The sequence below is a fragment of the Microbacterium oxydans genome (assembly GCF_000956405.1).
GTDB lineage: Bacteria > Actinomycetota > Actinomycetes > Actinomycetales > Microbacteriaceae > Microbacterium > Microbacterium oxydans_C.
In genome coordinates this window covers 86,026-101,478 of the sequence record NZ_JYIV01000024.1, presented here as the reverse complement: position 1 = coordinate 101,478, position 15,453 = coordinate 86,026, and the positions used below count along the sequence as shown (strand labels likewise).

Sequence of the window (15,453 nt, the reverse complement as noted above, 5' to 3'; positions counted from 1 at the left end):
CATGACGAAGGAACTCCGCCGCCTCAGCATCATCATGCTGTTCATGTTCATCGCACTGTTCGCCGCGACCAGCTGGATCCAGGTCGTCGAGGCCGATGCTCTCGCCCAGAACGGCAACAACAAGCGCACCCAGCTCGACAGCTACGAGATCCAGCGCGGATCGATCATCGTCGACGGCGTCGCGATCGCGAGCTCGGTGCCCAGCGACGACCGCTACCAGTTCCAGCGCACCTACGCGGATGCCCCCATCTGGGAACCCGTGACGGGATACTTCAACCCGGCTCTGGGATCGAGCACCGGCATCGAGAAGGCCATGAACGCCGAGCTCTCCGGCACGGGATCGAACGCCTTCCTCGGCGAGGTCGAGCGCATCCTCTCCGGTCAGCCGCAGCGGGGGTACAGCGTGGAACTCTCGCTGAACACCGCGGCGCAGCGAGCGGCCTATGAAGCCCTCGGCGGCCTCAAGGGCGCCGTCGTGGCGATGGACCCGAAGACCGGACGAATCCTCGCCATGGTGTCCACGCCGGGATTCGACACCAACCTGATGGCGACGCACGACGCGGACGCCGCGAATGCCACGTACGACCAGCTGGTGGCCGATGCGAACAAGCCGCTGTCCAACCGTGCGATCGCCGGAGATCTGAACCCTCCCGGTTCGACCTTCAAGGTCGTGGTCGCGGCTGCGGCATACGCGAGCGGCAAATGGACGCCGGAGTCGACGCTGCCCAACCCGGCCGTCTACACCCTTCCCGGGTCGTCCAATCGAGTCTCCAATGCCTGGGGCAGTGCCTGCGGCCCCGGCGAGACGGTCACGATCGCCGAGGCGATCCGCCTCAGCTGCAACATCCCCATGGCCGAGCTCGCGGTCGAACTCGGCGACGACGCGATCCGCGAGATGGCCGACAAGCTCGGCTTCAACCAGTCCTTCGACACGCCGCTGACGTCGACGCCCTCCAGCTACCCTCGTGCTCTCGACGACGCACAGACCGCACTGACCGGCTTCGGTCAGGGGAAGGTCACCGCGACCCCGCTGCAGATGGCCATGGTCTCCGCAGGTCTCGCGAACGACGGCATCGTGATGAATCCGCGGATGGTCGATGCCGTGATCGGCAACGACCTCTCTGTCATCAAGGCGTTCCAGGACAGTGAGTTCGGACGCGCGATGGAGGCCGATGTGGCCAACGACGTGACGGCCGCGATGGTCGCGAGCGTCGCAACGGGCGCGGCCCAGGGTGCAAGAATAGACGGGATCGACGTGGCCGGTAAGACGGGCACCGCAGAGAACGGAAACAGGCCGCACACGTTGTGGTTCACCGGCTTCGCGCCGGCGAACGACCCCGCGGTCGCAGTAGCGGTCGTCGTCGAAGACGGCGGCGGACAGGGACAATCAGGCAGCGGCGACACCATCGCCGCTCCGATTGCGAAGAAGGTCATAGAGGCGGTGCTGGGCAGATGAGGCCGACGCAGGGTGTGTCGTTCGGTGGTCGTTACGAGCTGCAGTCGCGTATCGCGATCGGTGGCATGGGCGAGGTGTGGGAAGCGACGGATCACGTCATCGGACGTACCGTCGCGATCAAGATCCTCAAGGACGAGTACATGGGGGACCCCGGGTTCCTCGAGCGTTTCCGTGCCGAGGCCCGGCATGCCGCTCTCGTCAACCATGAGGGCATCGCCAGCGTGTTCGACTACGGCGAGGAGAACGGCAGCGCCTACCTCGTCATGGAGCTCGTGCCAGGCGAAGCGCTCTCGACCGTTCTCGAACGCGACGGAGCGCTGAGCGCCGACAAGACGCTCGACATCGTCGCTCAGACGGCATCCGCTCTGCAGGCTGCGCACGCCGCCGGCCTCGTGCACCGCGACATCAAGCCCGGCAACCTGCTGATCACCCCGGACGGCCGCGTCAAGATCACGGACTTCGGCATCGCCCGCATCGCCGACCAGGTTCCGCTCACCGCGACCGGACAGGTCATGGGCACGGTGCAGTACCTCTCCCCCGAGCAGGCATCCGGTCATCCGGCATCCCCCGCGACAGACACCTACTCGCTCGGCATCGTCGCGTACGAATGCCTGGCGGGCAAGCGTCCATTCACGGGCGAGTCGCAGGTGGCCATCGCGATGGCGCAGATCAACGAGCAGCCGCCGCCGCTGCCTCCGACCGTGCCGATCCCGGTGCAGAACCTCGTCATGGCGATGATCGCCAAGAAGCCCGGCGATCGCCCCTCGTCGTCCGCGACCGTGGCACGGGCCGCCCAGGCTCTTCGCCGAGGCGACCTGAACTCGGCGGCCATCGCCGTGCCTGCGATCGCGACGGGCGGCGTCGCCGGTGGAGACGACGCGACCCGGATACTGACCGCGACGGGCGACGACGGCACCACGCGCATCCTTCCCACGACGGCGCAGCTTCCCACCGAGGAAGAAGCGGAAGAAGAGAAGAAGAAGAAGAAGCGCAGCCCCTGGACGTGGCCGCTGATCGCTCTGATCGCACTGCTGGTGATCGTCCTCGGCGGAACATTGTGGGCGATGCTGGCGAACCAGGGCGGCGACGCGGATCCGACGAAGTCCCCGAGCAACACTCCCACGGTGACGCAGACCACTCCCCCGCCGCCCTCGCCGACGCCGGAGGTGACCCGAGTCAACGTCACCGCTCTGGGCCTGAACGGCATGGACTGCGCGACCGCCACCTCCACGCTCAAGGATGCGGGCTTCGACAGTGAGATCACCTGCGTGGACGGCGACCCTGCGCCGAGCGACGCGGAGGTCGGCCAGGTCTACCGTGTGGCCCCTTCTGGCAACGTGGAGACCACTCAGGCGATCACTTTGACGACCTACGCCGCGCGGGCCGGGGTTCCGACTCCGACCGATGCTCCGACGATCACCGGCAACCCGGTCGCCGGCTCCACCGTGACGATCTCCTGGGGAACCGGCTTCACGTGCCCCAGCGGAACGACGCTCTCCGGCTACGTCGTCTCGGTCCAGAACGGCACCTTCGTGTCCGGCGGGCCGAACTTCCAGCCGACGCAGCGCAATGCGCAGGTGAAGATCGCCGATGCCGAAGGGCAGCAGCTCATCGTCACCTACCAGGGCATGTGCTCCGGCGGCGACCAGCGCACTTCTGCCGCATCGCCCCCGCTCTCGGTCACGATCACGGCGGCTCCGGGAAACGGGGACAGCGGCACCGACGGGTAACCTGTAGTTCAGTTCAGCAAGCGACGTTTTTTCCAGGGGGTCATCCGTGTCCACAGAGCCACGAGTCATCGCGGGCCGGTACCGCGTCGACGAGCTCATCGGGCATGGCGGGATGGCGAAGGTGTACCGCGGGTACGACCTGACACTCGGTCGCGAGGTCGCGATCAAGATCCTCGACGCCGAGCTGGCCCGCGACACGACGTTCCGAAACCGGTTCCGACTCGAGGCGCAGGCCGCGTCGCGCATGTCGCACCCGTCGATCGTCCGCGTGTTCGACGCCGGTGATCCTTCCACGAGCGACGGCGGTTCCGACGAGCCGCCCTACATCGTGATGGAGCTCGTCAAGGGCACCCTGCTCAAGGACATCATCGCCGCCGGTCCGGTTCCCGCGGCCGACGCCGTGCGCTACGTCGACGGCATACTCGAGGCGCTCGACTATTCGCATCGTGCGGGAGTCGTGCACCGCGACATCAAGCCGGGCAACGTGATGGTGACCGACAAGGGTCAGGTCAAGGTCATGGACTTCGGCATCGCCCGGGCCGTCTCCGACTCGTCCTCCACTGTGGCCGAGACGACCCAGATCATCGGCACCGCCGCCTACTTCTCGCCGGAGCAGGCGAAGGGCGAGCCTGTCGATGCGCGAGCCGACCTCTACTCCACCGGTGTGGTCCTCTACGAGCTGCTCACCGGACGCCAGCCGTTCCGCGGCGAATCGCCGGTTGCTGTCGCCTATCAGCACGTCAGTGAGACGCCGGTCCCTCCGACCGAGGTCAACGAGGACGCTCCCCGTACGCTCGACCCGATCGTGCTGCGCGCACTCGCGAAGGATCCGTACCAGCGGTACCCGGACGCCGCGCACTTCCGCGCAGCCCTCGACTCCGCCATGACGGGAAACGCCCCGACGCGCAAGGAACTCGGAGCGCTGACGAGCGAGCTGTACGGCGCGAGCCCGCGGCAGGCCCAGGAGACCGCGCGGTCGCTGCGTCAGCTGAGCACGGACACCACCATGACCAGGACCCAGTCAGGGCCACCGGTCGCGTGGATCTGGGCCGGAGTGGCGCTTCTCGCCGTGCTGCTGGCATCGGTGCTGTTCTGGGTGGTCACGATCAGCATGCGCCCTCCCGAGGTGTCGAGCACGTCGCGAACGGTCCCGAACCTCGTGAATGTCTCGTCCGAGCGTGCACAGGACGACCTCGCTGATCTCGACCTGTCCTCGAAGATCGTGATCGAGACGAGCTCCGAGGTCGCCGAGGGCAACGTCATCCGCACCGACCCCGAGGCGGGAGTGTCGGTCGAGGAGGGTTCCACGGTCACCCTGTACGTCTCCAAGGGTGAAGAGACGGTCGTGATGCCGAAGATCGAGGGGATGGCACTCGACGACGCCACCAAAGCCCTCGAAGCGGCCGGCCTCGAACTCGGAACGGTGATCCAGCGCAACGACAAGTCGTTGGCTACGAACACCGTCATCTCCGCCAGCGAGAAGGCTGATGCCGAGCTCGATCCGGGAACCGTCGTCAACCTGGTCGTGGCCAGCGGCAAGGTGACGCTCACCGACCTCGTGGGGTGGACGGTGGATGCCGCCACGGCCAACCTCACCGATCTCGGGCTCGTGGCCGTGCCGACCGAGACAGCGGAATGCCCCGCCACGGAGCCGCGGACCGTGCACTCCATGTCCGTCGCGCCTGGCGATGTTCCCGTCGGCTCGTCCGTCCAGATCTTCTTCTGCACCGGTTGACGGTGGCGGGTCGCTGAATCTGCGCGCCGCCGCCTCAGCGTGACAGCGGGTGCAGGGTCTCGGCGCGCGCGACGGCGTCGACGTCACCGCACAGTTCCAACCAGTTCGCCAGGAGTCGGTAGCCTCCCTCGGTGAGCACGCTCTCCGGGTGGAACTGCACGCCCCACAGCGGCAGGTCGCGATGGGCCAGCGCCATCACCGTCCCATCCTCGGTCCAGGCGGTCACGACCACCTCGGGCGGCAGATCGGACCCCGCGAGCACGAGCGAGTGGTAGCGACCCGCGTCGAACGGCGACGGGATTCCGGCGAACAGCGCGGAAGAATCGTGCGTGACGGCCGAGACCATGCCATGCATGAGTGCAGTTGCGGGAGTGACAGGAGTCCCGAACGCCTCACCGATCGTCTGATGCCCGAGACACACTCCGAGGGTCGGCACCCGCAGCCGCGTGGCGATGCGGACGGCATCGATCGAAGCCCCGGCGTCGACAGGCGAGCCAGGTCCCGGCGAGAGCATCATCGCGTCGTACTCCGACACGATCCTCTCCAGTTCCGCCGCGTCCGTTGCATCCGACTCGATCATCCCGGTGTCGGCTCCGAGCTCACGCAGGTATCCGACCAGGGTGTGCACGAAGCTGTCGTGGTTGTCGACCACGAGCACCCGGGTCATTCGACGTCGACCTCGCCCGGGGCGATGATCGGGCTCACCCAAGGGAACACGTACCAGAAGAGTCCGTAGAGGACCGCGGCGACCACGATCACGAGGATGAGCACGCGCAGCCACCACGGACCGGGCAGCAGGCGCCAGAGGGCGGCGTACATCAGTCTTCTCCCTTGCAGACGTCCATGATCACACCGAAGGCGCGGCCGGGGGAGGCGGCGGGTCGGTCAGCGCGGTCGGCGGGCCCTCCGCGCGCGGCTGGAAGCCCTCGAACACCCCGTAGGCGACGATGCGCTCCGCCAAGGAGTACAGAGGAGAACAGGCCGTGAGCGTGATGTACTGCTCCCCGGTCTGCTGCTCCGGCATCTGCGGCACGTCGGCGAGCACGTCGGTCTGACTGGGCTTCACGTACTCGAGCGTCCGGAAACGGTAGGTGTACCAGCCGTCGGGGGTTTCCACAACGATCGCGTCGTTCAACTGCAGCTTGTCGAGCTGATTGAACGGCTTTCCCCACGTCGTCCGATGCCCGGCCAGCGAGAAGTTGCCGACCTCGCCCGGCATCTTCGAGTTCGTGTAGATCCCGATGCCCTGCTGGTCGAGCGTGCGCGCACGGCTCGTCCCGCCGAAGATCCCGAAGTTGTAGTCCGCGCCGAAGCGGGGGATGTGCATCTGTCCGAACCACTGCGCATCGGCAGGAGCTGCGGGCACAGGGGGCACGTACGCTGTGGTTCCGTCGTCCCCTTCGACGACGGGCGGGAGCGCTGGGGGATTAGCCTGCGCGAGCGCCTGCGACACAGCGGCGCCCTCGTCGTTCTTCTGGGCGCTGATGATGATGTCGCCGATCCACATCTGCCATGCGACGAAGAGCAAGACGATCACGCCGGCGGTGAGGAGCAGCTCTCCGAGCACGCTCGCGAACGTGGCACGCGAGCGCGGTCGCTGTCGCCGCGGACGCCCCCCAGGCACGACGGATGCACTCATGCGGTGATCATATCCGGGAACACTGAGCGCGTGCCGTGGCTTCGCCGTTCGCGAGGGGCATCCCCGCCTCGGCGGGGGACAGGTCTCATGGGTACAATGACGGAATGGCACGTGACCGCAAGACAGAAGAACCCGCCGTCGAGCGCGCCGAAGGCGACGCCGCTCCCAACGCCGTGTGGTTCAAGCCGGTGATGATCGGCTTCATGCTCCTGGGGCTCGTGTGGATCCTGGTGTTCTACATCTCCGGCATGCAGTACCCGATCCCCGGTCTGTCGAACTGGAACCTGGCGATCGGCCTCGGCATCGCGCTGATCGGCTTCCTGATGACCACACGCTGGCGCTGACACCTCTCTCTTTCTAGAAAGGCCCCCTCGCATCGCGAGGGGGCCTTTCTCGTACCTGGAGTTATCCACAGGTCCATCCACAGCCTGGGGAGAATTACACCGGTGTTATTCACAGGGGTTAACAACCCTGTTAACAACTCGCGATCAGGACAAAAGGATGAGCGGCGGCACGAAGGCCACGACGACGATCAACAGGACGACCAGCGCAGACAGCAGAACGATCTGCAGGGTCCGCTGGTCGCGGCGCTTGGTCTTGACCAGGATGAGGGCGACGAGGGCGCCGACGATGGCGCCGCCCAGGTGCGCTTGCCAGGAGATTCCCCCGGCGAAGAAACCGAAGGCGAAGTTGATGCCGAGGATGACGAGGATCCCGGTGACGTTCGCACCGATGTGGCGCCCGATGATCAGCAGCGACGCCAAGAGTCCGAAGATCGCCCCGGATGCTCCGACGGTCAACGAGCCGGGCGCCAGAATCGCGACCATCACGGAACCGCCGAGGCCGCTGATGAGATACAGCGCGAGGTAGCGGACGCGGCCGAGCATGGGCTCGAGGCTCTGCCCGAGCATCCACAGCGCGAGCATGTTCAGCGCGAGGTGGACGAACCCTCCATGGACGAAGAGCGCGGTCAGCAGACGCCAGGGCTCGAAGGGGAGCCCGAAGAGATTCGGGTACAGGTATGGCGCGTAGAAGCCCAGCGCCTGCGCGATCGGATCATTGAGCCCCGGGATCAGCTGAACCAGCCCGATGAACGACGTGACCGCGAGAAGAGCGTAGGTGACGACCGGCTTTCCACCGCGCCCCAGCGCCATGGTCGCGCCGCTGCCACCCCACCGACGAGCGGCCTTCTTCTGGGCAGGGGTACGGTTCTTCCGATCCTCGTTCATGCACTCGGGACAGATGACGCCGACGGCCGCCTGCGTCTGGCACTCGGGGCAGATGGTGCGCATGCACCGCTGGCAGAGCACGAAGCTCTGCCGATCCGGATGGCGATAACAGAAGTTGTCGCTATTGCCCGTGAACTCTGGCGTGGTCATCCGGATCGGCCGCAGCTGTCGTCAGGCCGCGACGATGTCGATCGACTGCAGCACGACGGGCTCGACCGGACGGTCGCCCGGGCCGGTCTGCACGGCACCGATCGCGTCGACGACGGCGCGGGAAGCGTCATCCGCGACCTCGCCGAAGATCGTGTGCTTGCCCTGCAGCCACGGGGTGGGGTCCGTCGTGATGAAGAACTGCGAGCCGTTGGTGCCCTCGGGCTTGCCGGTGATGGCGTTGCGGCGCAGGCCGGCGTTGGCCATGGCGAGGATGTACGGCTTGTTGAAGTCGAGCTCCATGTTGATCTCGTCGTCGAAGTTGTAGCCGGGGCCGCCGACGCCCTGTCCGAGCGGGTCGCCGCCCTGGATCATGAAGTTCGGGATGATGCGGTGGAAGATGACGTCCTTGTAGAGGGGTCCCTCGCCGGGCTTGCCGGTGGCGGGGTCGGTCCACTCCTGGGTGCCGTCAGCGAGGCCGACGAAGTTCTTGACCGTCTTCGGTGCGTGATCGCCGAAGAGGTTGATGACGATGTCACCGTGGTTGGTGTGCAGGGTTGCGACATGAGAAGCGTGAGCCATGCCTTCATTCTCGCAGAGCTTCCGGTGAGTTGGCCGAGGCCTGTACCCCTGATCAGGCGAAGAAGCAAGGGTCGGGCGATTCCCTCCCCCCTTCCAGCCTGTCGTGGCAAGATGGGGAACCCGTACTCCAATGGACAGGAGAGCATCGTGAGCCTCAGCCGCAAGCGGAAGAAGGAACTGCGTCGTCTTCAGAAGGAAGCGAACCAGCTCTGGGAGAACCAGCAGGTGCTCGTCGGCCACGCCGCCGATGTCGCCCGAGAGGCCGGACGTCAGCTCGGCAGCATCAATCGCGAGCAGGTCGTCCCGGTCATCCAGGACACGTACAACCGTCGCGTCGCCCCCGTCGTCGACCGCGGCGTCAAGATCGGCAAGCACGTCGTCGATGACAAGGTCGTCCCGATCGTGGGCGGGGTCGTCGGTTCCGCTCTCACCGCGTGGGACGTCGCCAACGCCAAGCGCCACGGTGTGGCCGTCCCGGCACCCCGCGGTGCCTTCGGGAAGAAGCAGAAGTCGGGCCCGGGTCTCGGCTCCGTCATCGCTATCGTCCTCGGCGCCGCCGCGGCCGTCGGCGTTCTCTACGCCGCCTGGCAGGCACTGCGCGCCGATGACGAGCTCTGGGTCGCGGACGACCCGCTCGCCGCACCCGACGCGTGACCCCGTCCGATATCGCCTCCGTCGCCCCGGGTGACGGAGGCGATCGGCATGCGCGGGTGCGTGAAGCCGCCGCAGCTCGCGGTCTCGAGATCGAGATCCGGGAGCGCCCGGCGGCAGGCAGCCTGTTCGAGGCAGCCGAGCTCCTCGGCATCCCGCCGTCGGGCATCGTCAAGACACTCGTCGTGAAGCGCTCGGACGACACGTTCCTGTTCGCGCTGATACCGGGTGGCCGCTCGATCTCCTGGCCGAAGCTCCGCGCTCTCGTCGGAGTGAACAAGCTGCGGCTTCCGGAGGCCGAGTTGGCCCTCGCAGCGACCGGATACGAGCGCGGCACCATCGTTCCGATCGGCAGCACCACCGACTGGCCGATCTACGCCGACGAGTCCATCGTCGGTCAGCGCATCGCCATGGGCGCGGGTGCTCACGGATACAGTCTGTTCGTCGATGCCGACGACCTGATCTCTGCCTACGGAGCGACCGTCGCCGACATCTCCGTTCCCGAAGAGCGCTGATCTCCTCCGCCGGCGATGGTCCGGTTCAGAGGATCCCGGCCATCCGCATGGCGATGTCGACCAGTCGCACCCGTTGCAGCTCGGCGACCGCCTTCACCGGAAACCACTCGGCCATGTCGGTGGAGCCGCCGGTCTCGAAGCGCAGCTTCCCGCCGGTGACCTCGGCCCGGTACAGGATGCGCAGCGTGTGCAACGGCTCCGCGGCCTTCTGCACTCGTCGCCCTGCGGGGATCACCCGGGAGTGGATGCCGAGGAGCTCGCCGACCTTGACCGTGTAGCCGGTCTCCTCGCGGAGCTCCCGACGTACGGCGTCTTCCGGTGCCTCACCCGCCTCGAGTCCGCCACCGGGCATCGTCCACGCGACTCGGCGCCCCTCCGTCCAGCGCGCCAACAGCAACCGTCCGTCGTCATCGGTGACGACCGCGTACGCCGCGACACGCAGGTCCATGGATCACACACTATCCGTCGGCGGGGATGCTCGATGACCGTGCGTCACCGTCGGAACACTCGATGGTCCGCCCCGATCGATCAGGAATCGAGAAGCGCACCGTGGCGCGGTATCCGTAGTGTGATCTGCACACCGGACAACACCTCGAGAGGACGGATCATGGCCGAGAACGAGAAGAACTTCAGCGCCGAAGAACGTGAGGCCATGCAGGCCGCCGCGAAGGAAGCGCGCACACGACGCTCCAGGGCGAAGAAGTCCCCGGAGGAGCTTCGAGCCGCGGGGGAGGCCGACATCAAGGAGGCGATCGGCAAGCTCGTCGCCGAGGATCAGGCGCTGGCGAACAAGCTGCACGCCCTGGTCTCCGACGTCGCCCCCGACCTGGTTCCGCGCACCTACTACGGGATGCCGGCGTGGGGGCGCGACGGCAAGGTGCTCTGCTTCTTCCAGCCGGCCAGCAAGTTCAAGGTCCGCTACGGCACATTCGGCTTCGAACCGATCTCGAACCTCGACGACGGAACCGTGTGGCCGACCGCCTATGCGGTGACCGACCTCACCGAGGCCGACCTGGAGTTCCTGGCCGACCGCATCCGTCAGGCGATCAGCTGACCACATCCTGATACCTTCTGGCCACTCGCGCAGTAGCGTTGATGCGTGAGCACACTGCCGTTCCCCGCCGCCATATACGCCGCCCGCCTCGCCGCTGCCGCATCACGCGCGCGTGAAGCAGGAATGGATGCCGTCGTCGTGGGCCCAGGGCCCGACCTGCAGTACCTGCTGGGTGTGGAAGGCGACACGATCGAGCGACTCACCGCACTCGTCCTCGGTCCCGACCTCACGCCGACGGTCGTCGTGCCTCGGATGGAACTCGCCAAGGTGCGCACCACCTCCGTCGGTGAGCTCGGCCTCCGCGTCGCCGACTGGGTGGACGGCGAGGATCCCTATGCGCTCGTCGGCGAGGCTACGGGCTCCGTGACGCATGTCGGTGTGTCCGATGCCCTCCCCGCACTGCACGTCATCCCGATCGGTGAGCGCCTGGGCGTGCGTCTCGAACTCGCCACTCCCGTCCTGCGTGAGGGCCGCATGTTCAAGGATGCCGTGGAGGTCGCCGAGCTGCGTCGCGCCGGAGACGCCATCGACGCGGTGCACCGGCGCGTGCACGAGTGGCTCCGCTCCGGGCGCACCGAACGCGAAGTGGCAGCCGACATCGCCGAGGCCATCGTCGCCGAAGGACACCGCACGGTGGAGTTCGTGATCGTCGGATCGGGCCCGAACGGGGCAGACCCGCACCACGAGGTCTCTGACCGTGTGATCGAAGAGGGCGACGTGGTCGTGGTCGATATCGGGGGAGCGGTGCCGAGCGGCTACAACTCCGACAGCACCAGGACGTACGTGGTCGGAACCCCCGACCCCGTGGCAGCGGAACGCATCGAGGTGCTGGTGCGCGCACAGCAGGCGGCGGTCGATGCCGTGCGCCCCGGAGCCACTGCCGCCGAGGTGGACGCCGCCGCGCGAACCGTGCTCGAGGAGGCCGGCCTGGGGGAGGCCTTCCTGCACCGCACCGGCCATGGCATCGGGGTCTCGGTGCACGAAGAGCCGTACATCGCCCCGGGCAACGACCTGGTGCTCCGTGAGGGCATGGCGTTCAGCATCGAGCCGGGCATCTACTTCCCCGGCGAATGGGGTGCCCGCATCGAGGACATCGTCGTCGTGACGTCCGACGGCGCGGAGCGGCTGAACGTCGCACCGCACGAGTTGACCTCGGTCGGCTCCGACTGAGACGCGCCCGGGCATGCAACGTCGTCGCAAGGTCTCTTCCGCCAACGCGTCACCAGCCACTCGCGCCCGCTATGCGAAGCGCCGACAGAATCGGCTCGCCCGCGTGGACAACGATCTCACCGACGAGCAGTGGTACGCGCTGATGGATGCCTGGGGCGGGTGTGCGTACTGCGGCGGAGACGGTGCCGCGCTGCAGCGTGACTGCATCCAGCCGGTTTCTCGCGGCGGCCGCTACACGCTGGAGAACGTCGTCCCGGCATGCGCCTCCTGCAATGCGAGCAAGCACAATGACGAGGTCACCGGCTGGCTGCGCCGCAAGAAGCTCGACGAGCGGAGCTTCCTCGTGCGGCATGCCACGATCCTCCAGGTGCTTCGACCGGTTGAGTGAAGCGGGTTCGCACACTCGCTACTCTCGACTCATGACGACGATCGCTGCGATCACTGCCGAGGACCGCCCCGAGTGGGAGGTGCTCTGGAAGGGGTACCTGTCCTTCTACGAGACGGACCTCGATGACGCGACCACGGCGGCGACCTTCCGAAGGCTCGTCGACCGCGGGTCCGGCATCCACGGCGCGATCGCCCGCGACGACAGCGGTGCGGCGGTAGGCATCGTCCACTGGCTCACGCACCCCGGCACCTGGACCGTCGCCGACTACTGCTACCTGGAAGACCTGTTCGTCGCCCCGAACCTGCGCGGAGGCGGCGTCGGCCGAGCACTCATCGCTCACGTGCGCGCCTGGGCGGAGCGACATGGCTCGTCGAAGCTCTACTGGCTCACGGCGGAGTCGAACACCACCGCGCGCGGCCTCTACGATCGTGTCGCCTCGCGGTCGGGCTTGATCCACTACGAGATCGACCTCGACTGAGCGGGCATGGAAACGAAGAAGCCCCCGGCAGGTGCCGGGGGCTTCTTCTTCCTGTGGAGCCTAGGAGATTCGAAGCAGTCTGACCAGATGCCCTGTTGTGCCGCGTATTTACGCGGTTTCAGCTCAACTTCATCGCCTCAGGGATGCCAAGTCACACCTATGGTCACACCTATAGGCACCAAATCCGCCCCACAAGATGTAGGGGTCTGATGCCGTCCGGACCACATGAAGGGGCGCGGCGCTGGTCCCCCGTGTCAGACCTTCACCCCACAATAGGAACATGCGTCCGAACCTTGCCGTCGTCCCCGACACCGCGACGCTACGGAAGGCTCGCGGAGCCTTCTTTACCCCCGACGCCATCGCCGAGTTCACGACGAACTGGGCTGTCCGCTCAGCCGACGACCTCGTCCTGGAGCCGTCCTGCGGTGAAGCCGCATTCCTGACGCAGGCAGTCCGACGACTCACTGAGCTTCAGCTCGCCACCAGCGCGCTCCCCATGCCTCCGCGCGTGGACGGCGTCGAGATTCACGAAGCCAGCGCCGCCGAGGCTGAGCGTCTGGTGCGCGCTGCTGGCGGCGACCCGAACATCACGGTCAGCGACTTCTTCATCGTGAGGCCGGAGCCGAAGTACACGGCTGTCATCGGCAACCCGCCGTATATCCGGTACCAGGATTTCTCCGGTGAAGCCCGGACCCGCAGCCGGGAGGCAGCACTCCAGGCCGGTGTGAACATGAGTGGCCTGGCCTCGTCGTGGGCCGCATTCACGGTTCATTCGGCGCTCATGCTCCGCAAGGGCGGACGCTTGGCGCTCGTGGTTCCCGCCGAGCTGCTCAGCGTGAACTACGCGGCCGAGGTACGGCGCTTCCTCTTCGACCGCTTCGCGCATGTAGACCTGGTCCTGTTCACCGAGCGGGTGTTCGCTGAGGTGCAGGAAGAAGTTGTCCTGCTGCTCGCGGACGGGTATGAGGAGGGGAGCGCGAAGCACGCCTCCATCTACCAGGCGCAGAACGCAGCAGCGCTCTCCGAGACGCTCGCGGCGACCACGTGGACGCCGACCGACCCGGCCGAGAAGTGGACGCCCTCGCTGCTCTCCGCTGATGCGCTCGGTGTGTATAGCGGCCTGCTGTCCAGCGGTGACTTCACCACGCTGGAGACCTGGGGCGACACGACCCTTGGCATGGTCACCGGGAACAACAAGTACTTCGCGATGTCGCCCGAGAAGGTGGCTGAGTTGGGGTTGGCTGAGTCGGACCTGCTGAAGCTCAGCCCTCCCGGAAGCAGCCACCTGCGTGGACTCGTGTTCTCGTCTGACGCTTGGCGGGCGCTGGGCAAGAAGGGGAGCGCGACCTACCTGTTCCGCCCCAACGGGGAGCCGAGCGCGGCGGCGTGGGAGTACATCAACGCTGGTGAGACCGCCAGCGTGAACACCGCGTACAAGTGCCGGGTCCGCAAGCCCTGGTGGCGCGTGCCGCTGGTGAAGCCTGCCGACCTGTTCTTGACGTACATGAACGCGGACACCCCGCGCATCACCACGAACGAGGCGAAGGCTCTGCACCTGAACTCGGTACACGGTATCTACCTGCGGCCGGAGCACAGCAAGGTCGGACGCAAGTTCCTGCCGCTCGCTGCGCTGACCTCGATGACGCTCGTCGGTGCTGAGACCGTGGGCCGCTCGTACGGCGGCGGGATGCTGAAGATTGAGCCGCGTGAGGCTGACCGCCTGCCCGTGCCGTCGCCTGAGGTTGTCGCTGCCGCGAGTGACCCTCTGACCGCGCTTCGGCCGCAGCTTGCCACGCGGCTGCGGTACGGTCGGCTGGTAGAGGCGGCCAAGCTGGTCGATGATGTCCTCCTCATTGGAGAGCTGGGTATGAAGAGAAGTGAAGTGAAGGCGCTCCGTGATGCGCACGCCGAGCTGACAGCCCGACGCACCGCACGGGGTCAGCGTGTCGAGGTTTGAAGACCGGCTGTTAGCCGCCATCAAGGCGACCGGGCCGAAGCCTGCTGACACCGATACCCAGGCGAACAAGAAGAACTGGAACCAGCGCCTCTCGGACGGGCTTGCTCTCGCCATCGCGGCTGAGCTTCGGGACCGTGGAATGTCTGGCGCGCTTCCAGCTGAGCCGGGCCAGCTCGGGCTGAGCGGCGCTGAGCGGCGGCTGGCTGGCGGCATCGGCGCTAAGAAGGTCGATGTCTCCTGGGCAACCGAGGAGAGCGGCCTCATCTTCGCGGTGAGCGTGAAGACCATCATGTTCCGCGACAACAGCACGAAGAACTACCAGAAGAACCTCACCAACCGGCGTGGTGACCTCCTGGTCGAGTCAGTCACGCTGCACCGCCGGTTCCCGTACGCAGTGCTCGCAGCGTTCCTGTTCCTGGATGCTGGCGCTGAGCACGACGGCACGGCCCGAAGGAAGAGCACGTTCGAGAACGCGTTCCCGCGTCTGCGCCTGTTCACGAAGCGCCCCGACCCTTCTGGCCGTGAAGAGCAGTTCGAGCGGTTCTACGTGTTCCTGCTCGACTCGAACAGCTTCCAGCCGTCACTGCGTGCGTTCGAAGTGGACGATGAGACCGTGCAGGTAGACCTGGACAGTGCGCTGGACGACCTCATCGAACTCATCGGCGAGCGGAACTTCGACCTGTACGACGGCACCGACGGCGAAATCAAGAAGATTTAGCTGA

General features: G+C 66.6%; 18 protein-coding genes. 12 read left to right on the top strand and 6 right to left on the bottom strand.

Features of this window, described 5'->3' with window-relative positions; translation table 11 throughout:
• Nucleotide 1 precedes the first annotated feature (1 nt).
• The 3 genes from RN51_RS08330 to pknB are packed head-to-tail and all read left to right on the top strand — an operon-like array spanning nucleotide 2 to nucleotide 4,921.
• A complete protein-coding gene (locus RN51_RS08330; RefSeq protein WP_045263584.1) occupies nucleotides 2–1,456 on the top strand; it encodes a peptidoglycan D,D-transpeptidase FtsI family protein in 1,455 nt (484 codons plus the stop codon).
• Nucleotides 1,453–3,186, top strand: a complete 1,734-nt coding sequence (locus RN51_RS08325) for a protein kinase domain-containing protein (protein ID WP_045263583.1) — start codon at nucleotides 1,453–1,455, stop codon at nucleotides 3,184–3,186. Before RN51_RS08330 ends, RN51_RS08325 begins: the two co-directional genes overlap by 4 nt.
• A 46-nt stretch (nucleotides 3,187–3,232) precedes the next feature.
• A complete protein-coding gene (gene pknB / locus RN51_RS08320; RefSeq protein ID WP_045263582.1) occupies nucleotides 3,233–4,921 on the top strand; it encodes a Stk1 family PASTA domain-containing Ser/Thr kinase in 1,689 nt (562 codons plus the stop codon).
• Between the two features lie 34 nt (nucleotides 4,922–4,955).
• Here the strand turns inward: pknB and RN51_RS08315 are convergent, their stop codons facing one another.
• Genes RN51_RS08315 through RN51_RS08305 form a run of 3 tightly spaced genes read right to left on the bottom strand, consistent with a single transcriptional unit; the run spans nucleotide 4,956 to nucleotide 6,560 of the window.
• Complete coding sequence (locus tag RN51_RS08315; protein ID WP_045263581.1) at nucleotides 4,956–5,588, bottom strand: anthranilate synthase component II; 633 nt, start codon at nucleotides 5,586–5,588, stop codon at nucleotides 4,956–4,958.
• Nucleotides 5,585–5,740, bottom strand: coding sequence for a hypothetical protein (locus RN51_RS18525; RefSeq protein WP_045263580.1), 156 nt, complete (start codon nucleotides 5,738–5,740; stop codon nucleotides 5,585–5,587). Before RN51_RS18525 ends, RN51_RS08315 begins: the two co-directional genes overlap by 4 nt.
• A gap of 28 nt (nucleotides 5,741–5,768) precedes the next feature.
• On the bottom strand, nucleotides 5,769–6,560 hold the full coding sequence (locus RN51_RS08305; RefSeq protein ID WP_045263579.1) for a class E sortase: 792 nt from the start codon (nucleotides 6,558–6,560) through the stop codon (nucleotides 5,769–5,771).
• A 104-nt stretch (nucleotides 6,561–6,664) separates the two neighbouring features.
• Here RN51_RS08305 and RN51_RS08300 point away from each other — a divergent pair, with 104 nt between their 5' ends.
• Complete coding sequence (locus RN51_RS08300; protein ID WP_045263578.1) at nucleotides 6,665–6,904, top strand: cell division protein CrgA; 240 nt, start codon at nucleotides 6,665–6,667, stop codon at nucleotides 6,902–6,904.
• A gap of 144 nt (nucleotides 6,905–7,048) precedes the next feature.
• Here RN51_RS08300 and RN51_RS08295 read toward each other — a convergent pair whose 3' ends face one another.
• Entirely contained in the window at nucleotides 7,049–7,939 is an 891-nt protein-coding gene (locus RN51_RS08295; RefSeq protein ID WP_045263577.1) for a rhomboid family intramembrane serine protease, read from the bottom strand.
• 21 nt (nucleotides 7,940–7,960) lie between these two features.
• Nucleotides 7,961–8,518: a peptidylprolyl isomerase gene (locus tag RN51_RS08290; protein ID WP_045263576.1), complete on the bottom strand. Its 558-nt coding sequence runs from the start codon at nucleotides 8,516–8,518 to the stop codon at nucleotides 7,961–7,963.
• Nucleotides 8,519–8,665: 147 nt separating this feature from the next.
• Between RN51_RS08290 and RN51_RS08285 the strand changes: the two genes are divergently transcribed.
• Complete coding sequence (locus tag RN51_RS08285; RefSeq protein ID WP_045263645.1) at nucleotides 8,666–9,172, top strand: hypothetical protein; 507 nt, start codon at nucleotides 8,666–8,668, stop codon at nucleotides 9,170–9,172.
• 56 nt (nucleotides 9,173–9,228) lie between these two features.
• The gene (locus RN51_RS08280) at nucleotides 9,229–9,684 is read left to right on the top strand and encodes an aminoacyl-tRNA deacylase (protein ID WP_197073214.1); all 456 of its coding nucleotides are present in this window, start codon (nucleotides 9,229–9,231) and stop codon (nucleotides 9,682–9,684) included.
• A gap of 25 nt (nucleotides 9,685–9,709) precedes the next feature.
• Here the strand turns inward: RN51_RS08280 and RN51_RS08275 are convergent, their stop codons facing one another.
• Nucleotides 9,710–10,132, bottom strand: a complete 423-nt coding sequence (locus RN51_RS08275; protein ID WP_045263575.1) for an NUDIX hydrolase — start codon at nucleotides 10,130–10,132, stop codon at nucleotides 9,710–9,712.
• 159 nt (nucleotides 10,133–10,291) lie between these two features.
• Between RN51_RS08275 and RN51_RS08270 the strand changes: the two genes are divergently transcribed.
• The 6 genes from RN51_RS08270 (at nucleotide 10,292) to RN51_RS18685 (ending at nucleotide 15,449) form a co-directional block, all read left to right on the top strand.
• Nucleotides 10,292–10,738, top strand: coding sequence for a DUF1801 domain-containing protein (locus RN51_RS08270; protein WP_045263574.1), 447 nt, complete (start codon nucleotides 10,292–10,294; stop codon nucleotides 10,736–10,738).
• A gap of 45 nt (nucleotides 10,739–10,783) precedes the next feature.
• Nucleotides 10,784–11,908, top strand: a complete 1,125-nt coding sequence (locus RN51_RS08265) for a M24 family metallopeptidase (RefSeq protein WP_045263573.1) — start codon at nucleotides 10,784–10,786, stop codon at nucleotides 11,906–11,908.
• 103 nt (nucleotides 11,909–12,011) lie between these two features.
• The gene (locus tag RN51_RS08260) at nucleotides 12,012–12,296 is read left to right on the top strand and encodes an HNH endonuclease signature motif containing protein (protein ID WP_331454209.1); all 285 of its coding nucleotides are present in this window, start codon (nucleotides 12,012–12,014) and stop codon (nucleotides 12,294–12,296) included.
• A 31-nt stretch (nucleotides 12,297–12,327) separates the two neighbouring features.
• Nucleotides 12,328–12,774 carry a GNAT family N-acetyltransferase gene (locus RN51_RS08255; RefSeq protein WP_156149141.1) on the top strand — a complete coding sequence of 149 codons (447 nt, stop codon included), beginning with the start codon at nucleotides 12,328–12,330 and terminating at the stop codon, nucleotides 12,772–12,774.
• 280 nt (nucleotides 12,775–13,054) lie between these two features.
• A complete protein-coding gene (locus RN51_RS08250; RefSeq protein WP_045263570.1) occupies nucleotides 13,055–14,731 on the top strand; it encodes an N-6 DNA methylase in 1,677 nt (558 codons plus the stop codon).
• Complete coding sequence (locus tag RN51_RS18685) at nucleotides 14,718–15,449, top strand: hypothetical protein (protein WP_045263569.1); 732 nt, start codon at nucleotides 14,718–14,720, stop codon at nucleotides 15,447–15,449. The genes RN51_RS08250 and RN51_RS18685 overlap by 14 nt, the downstream gene beginning before the upstream one ends.
• Nucleotides 15,450–15,453 lie beyond the last annotated feature (4 nt).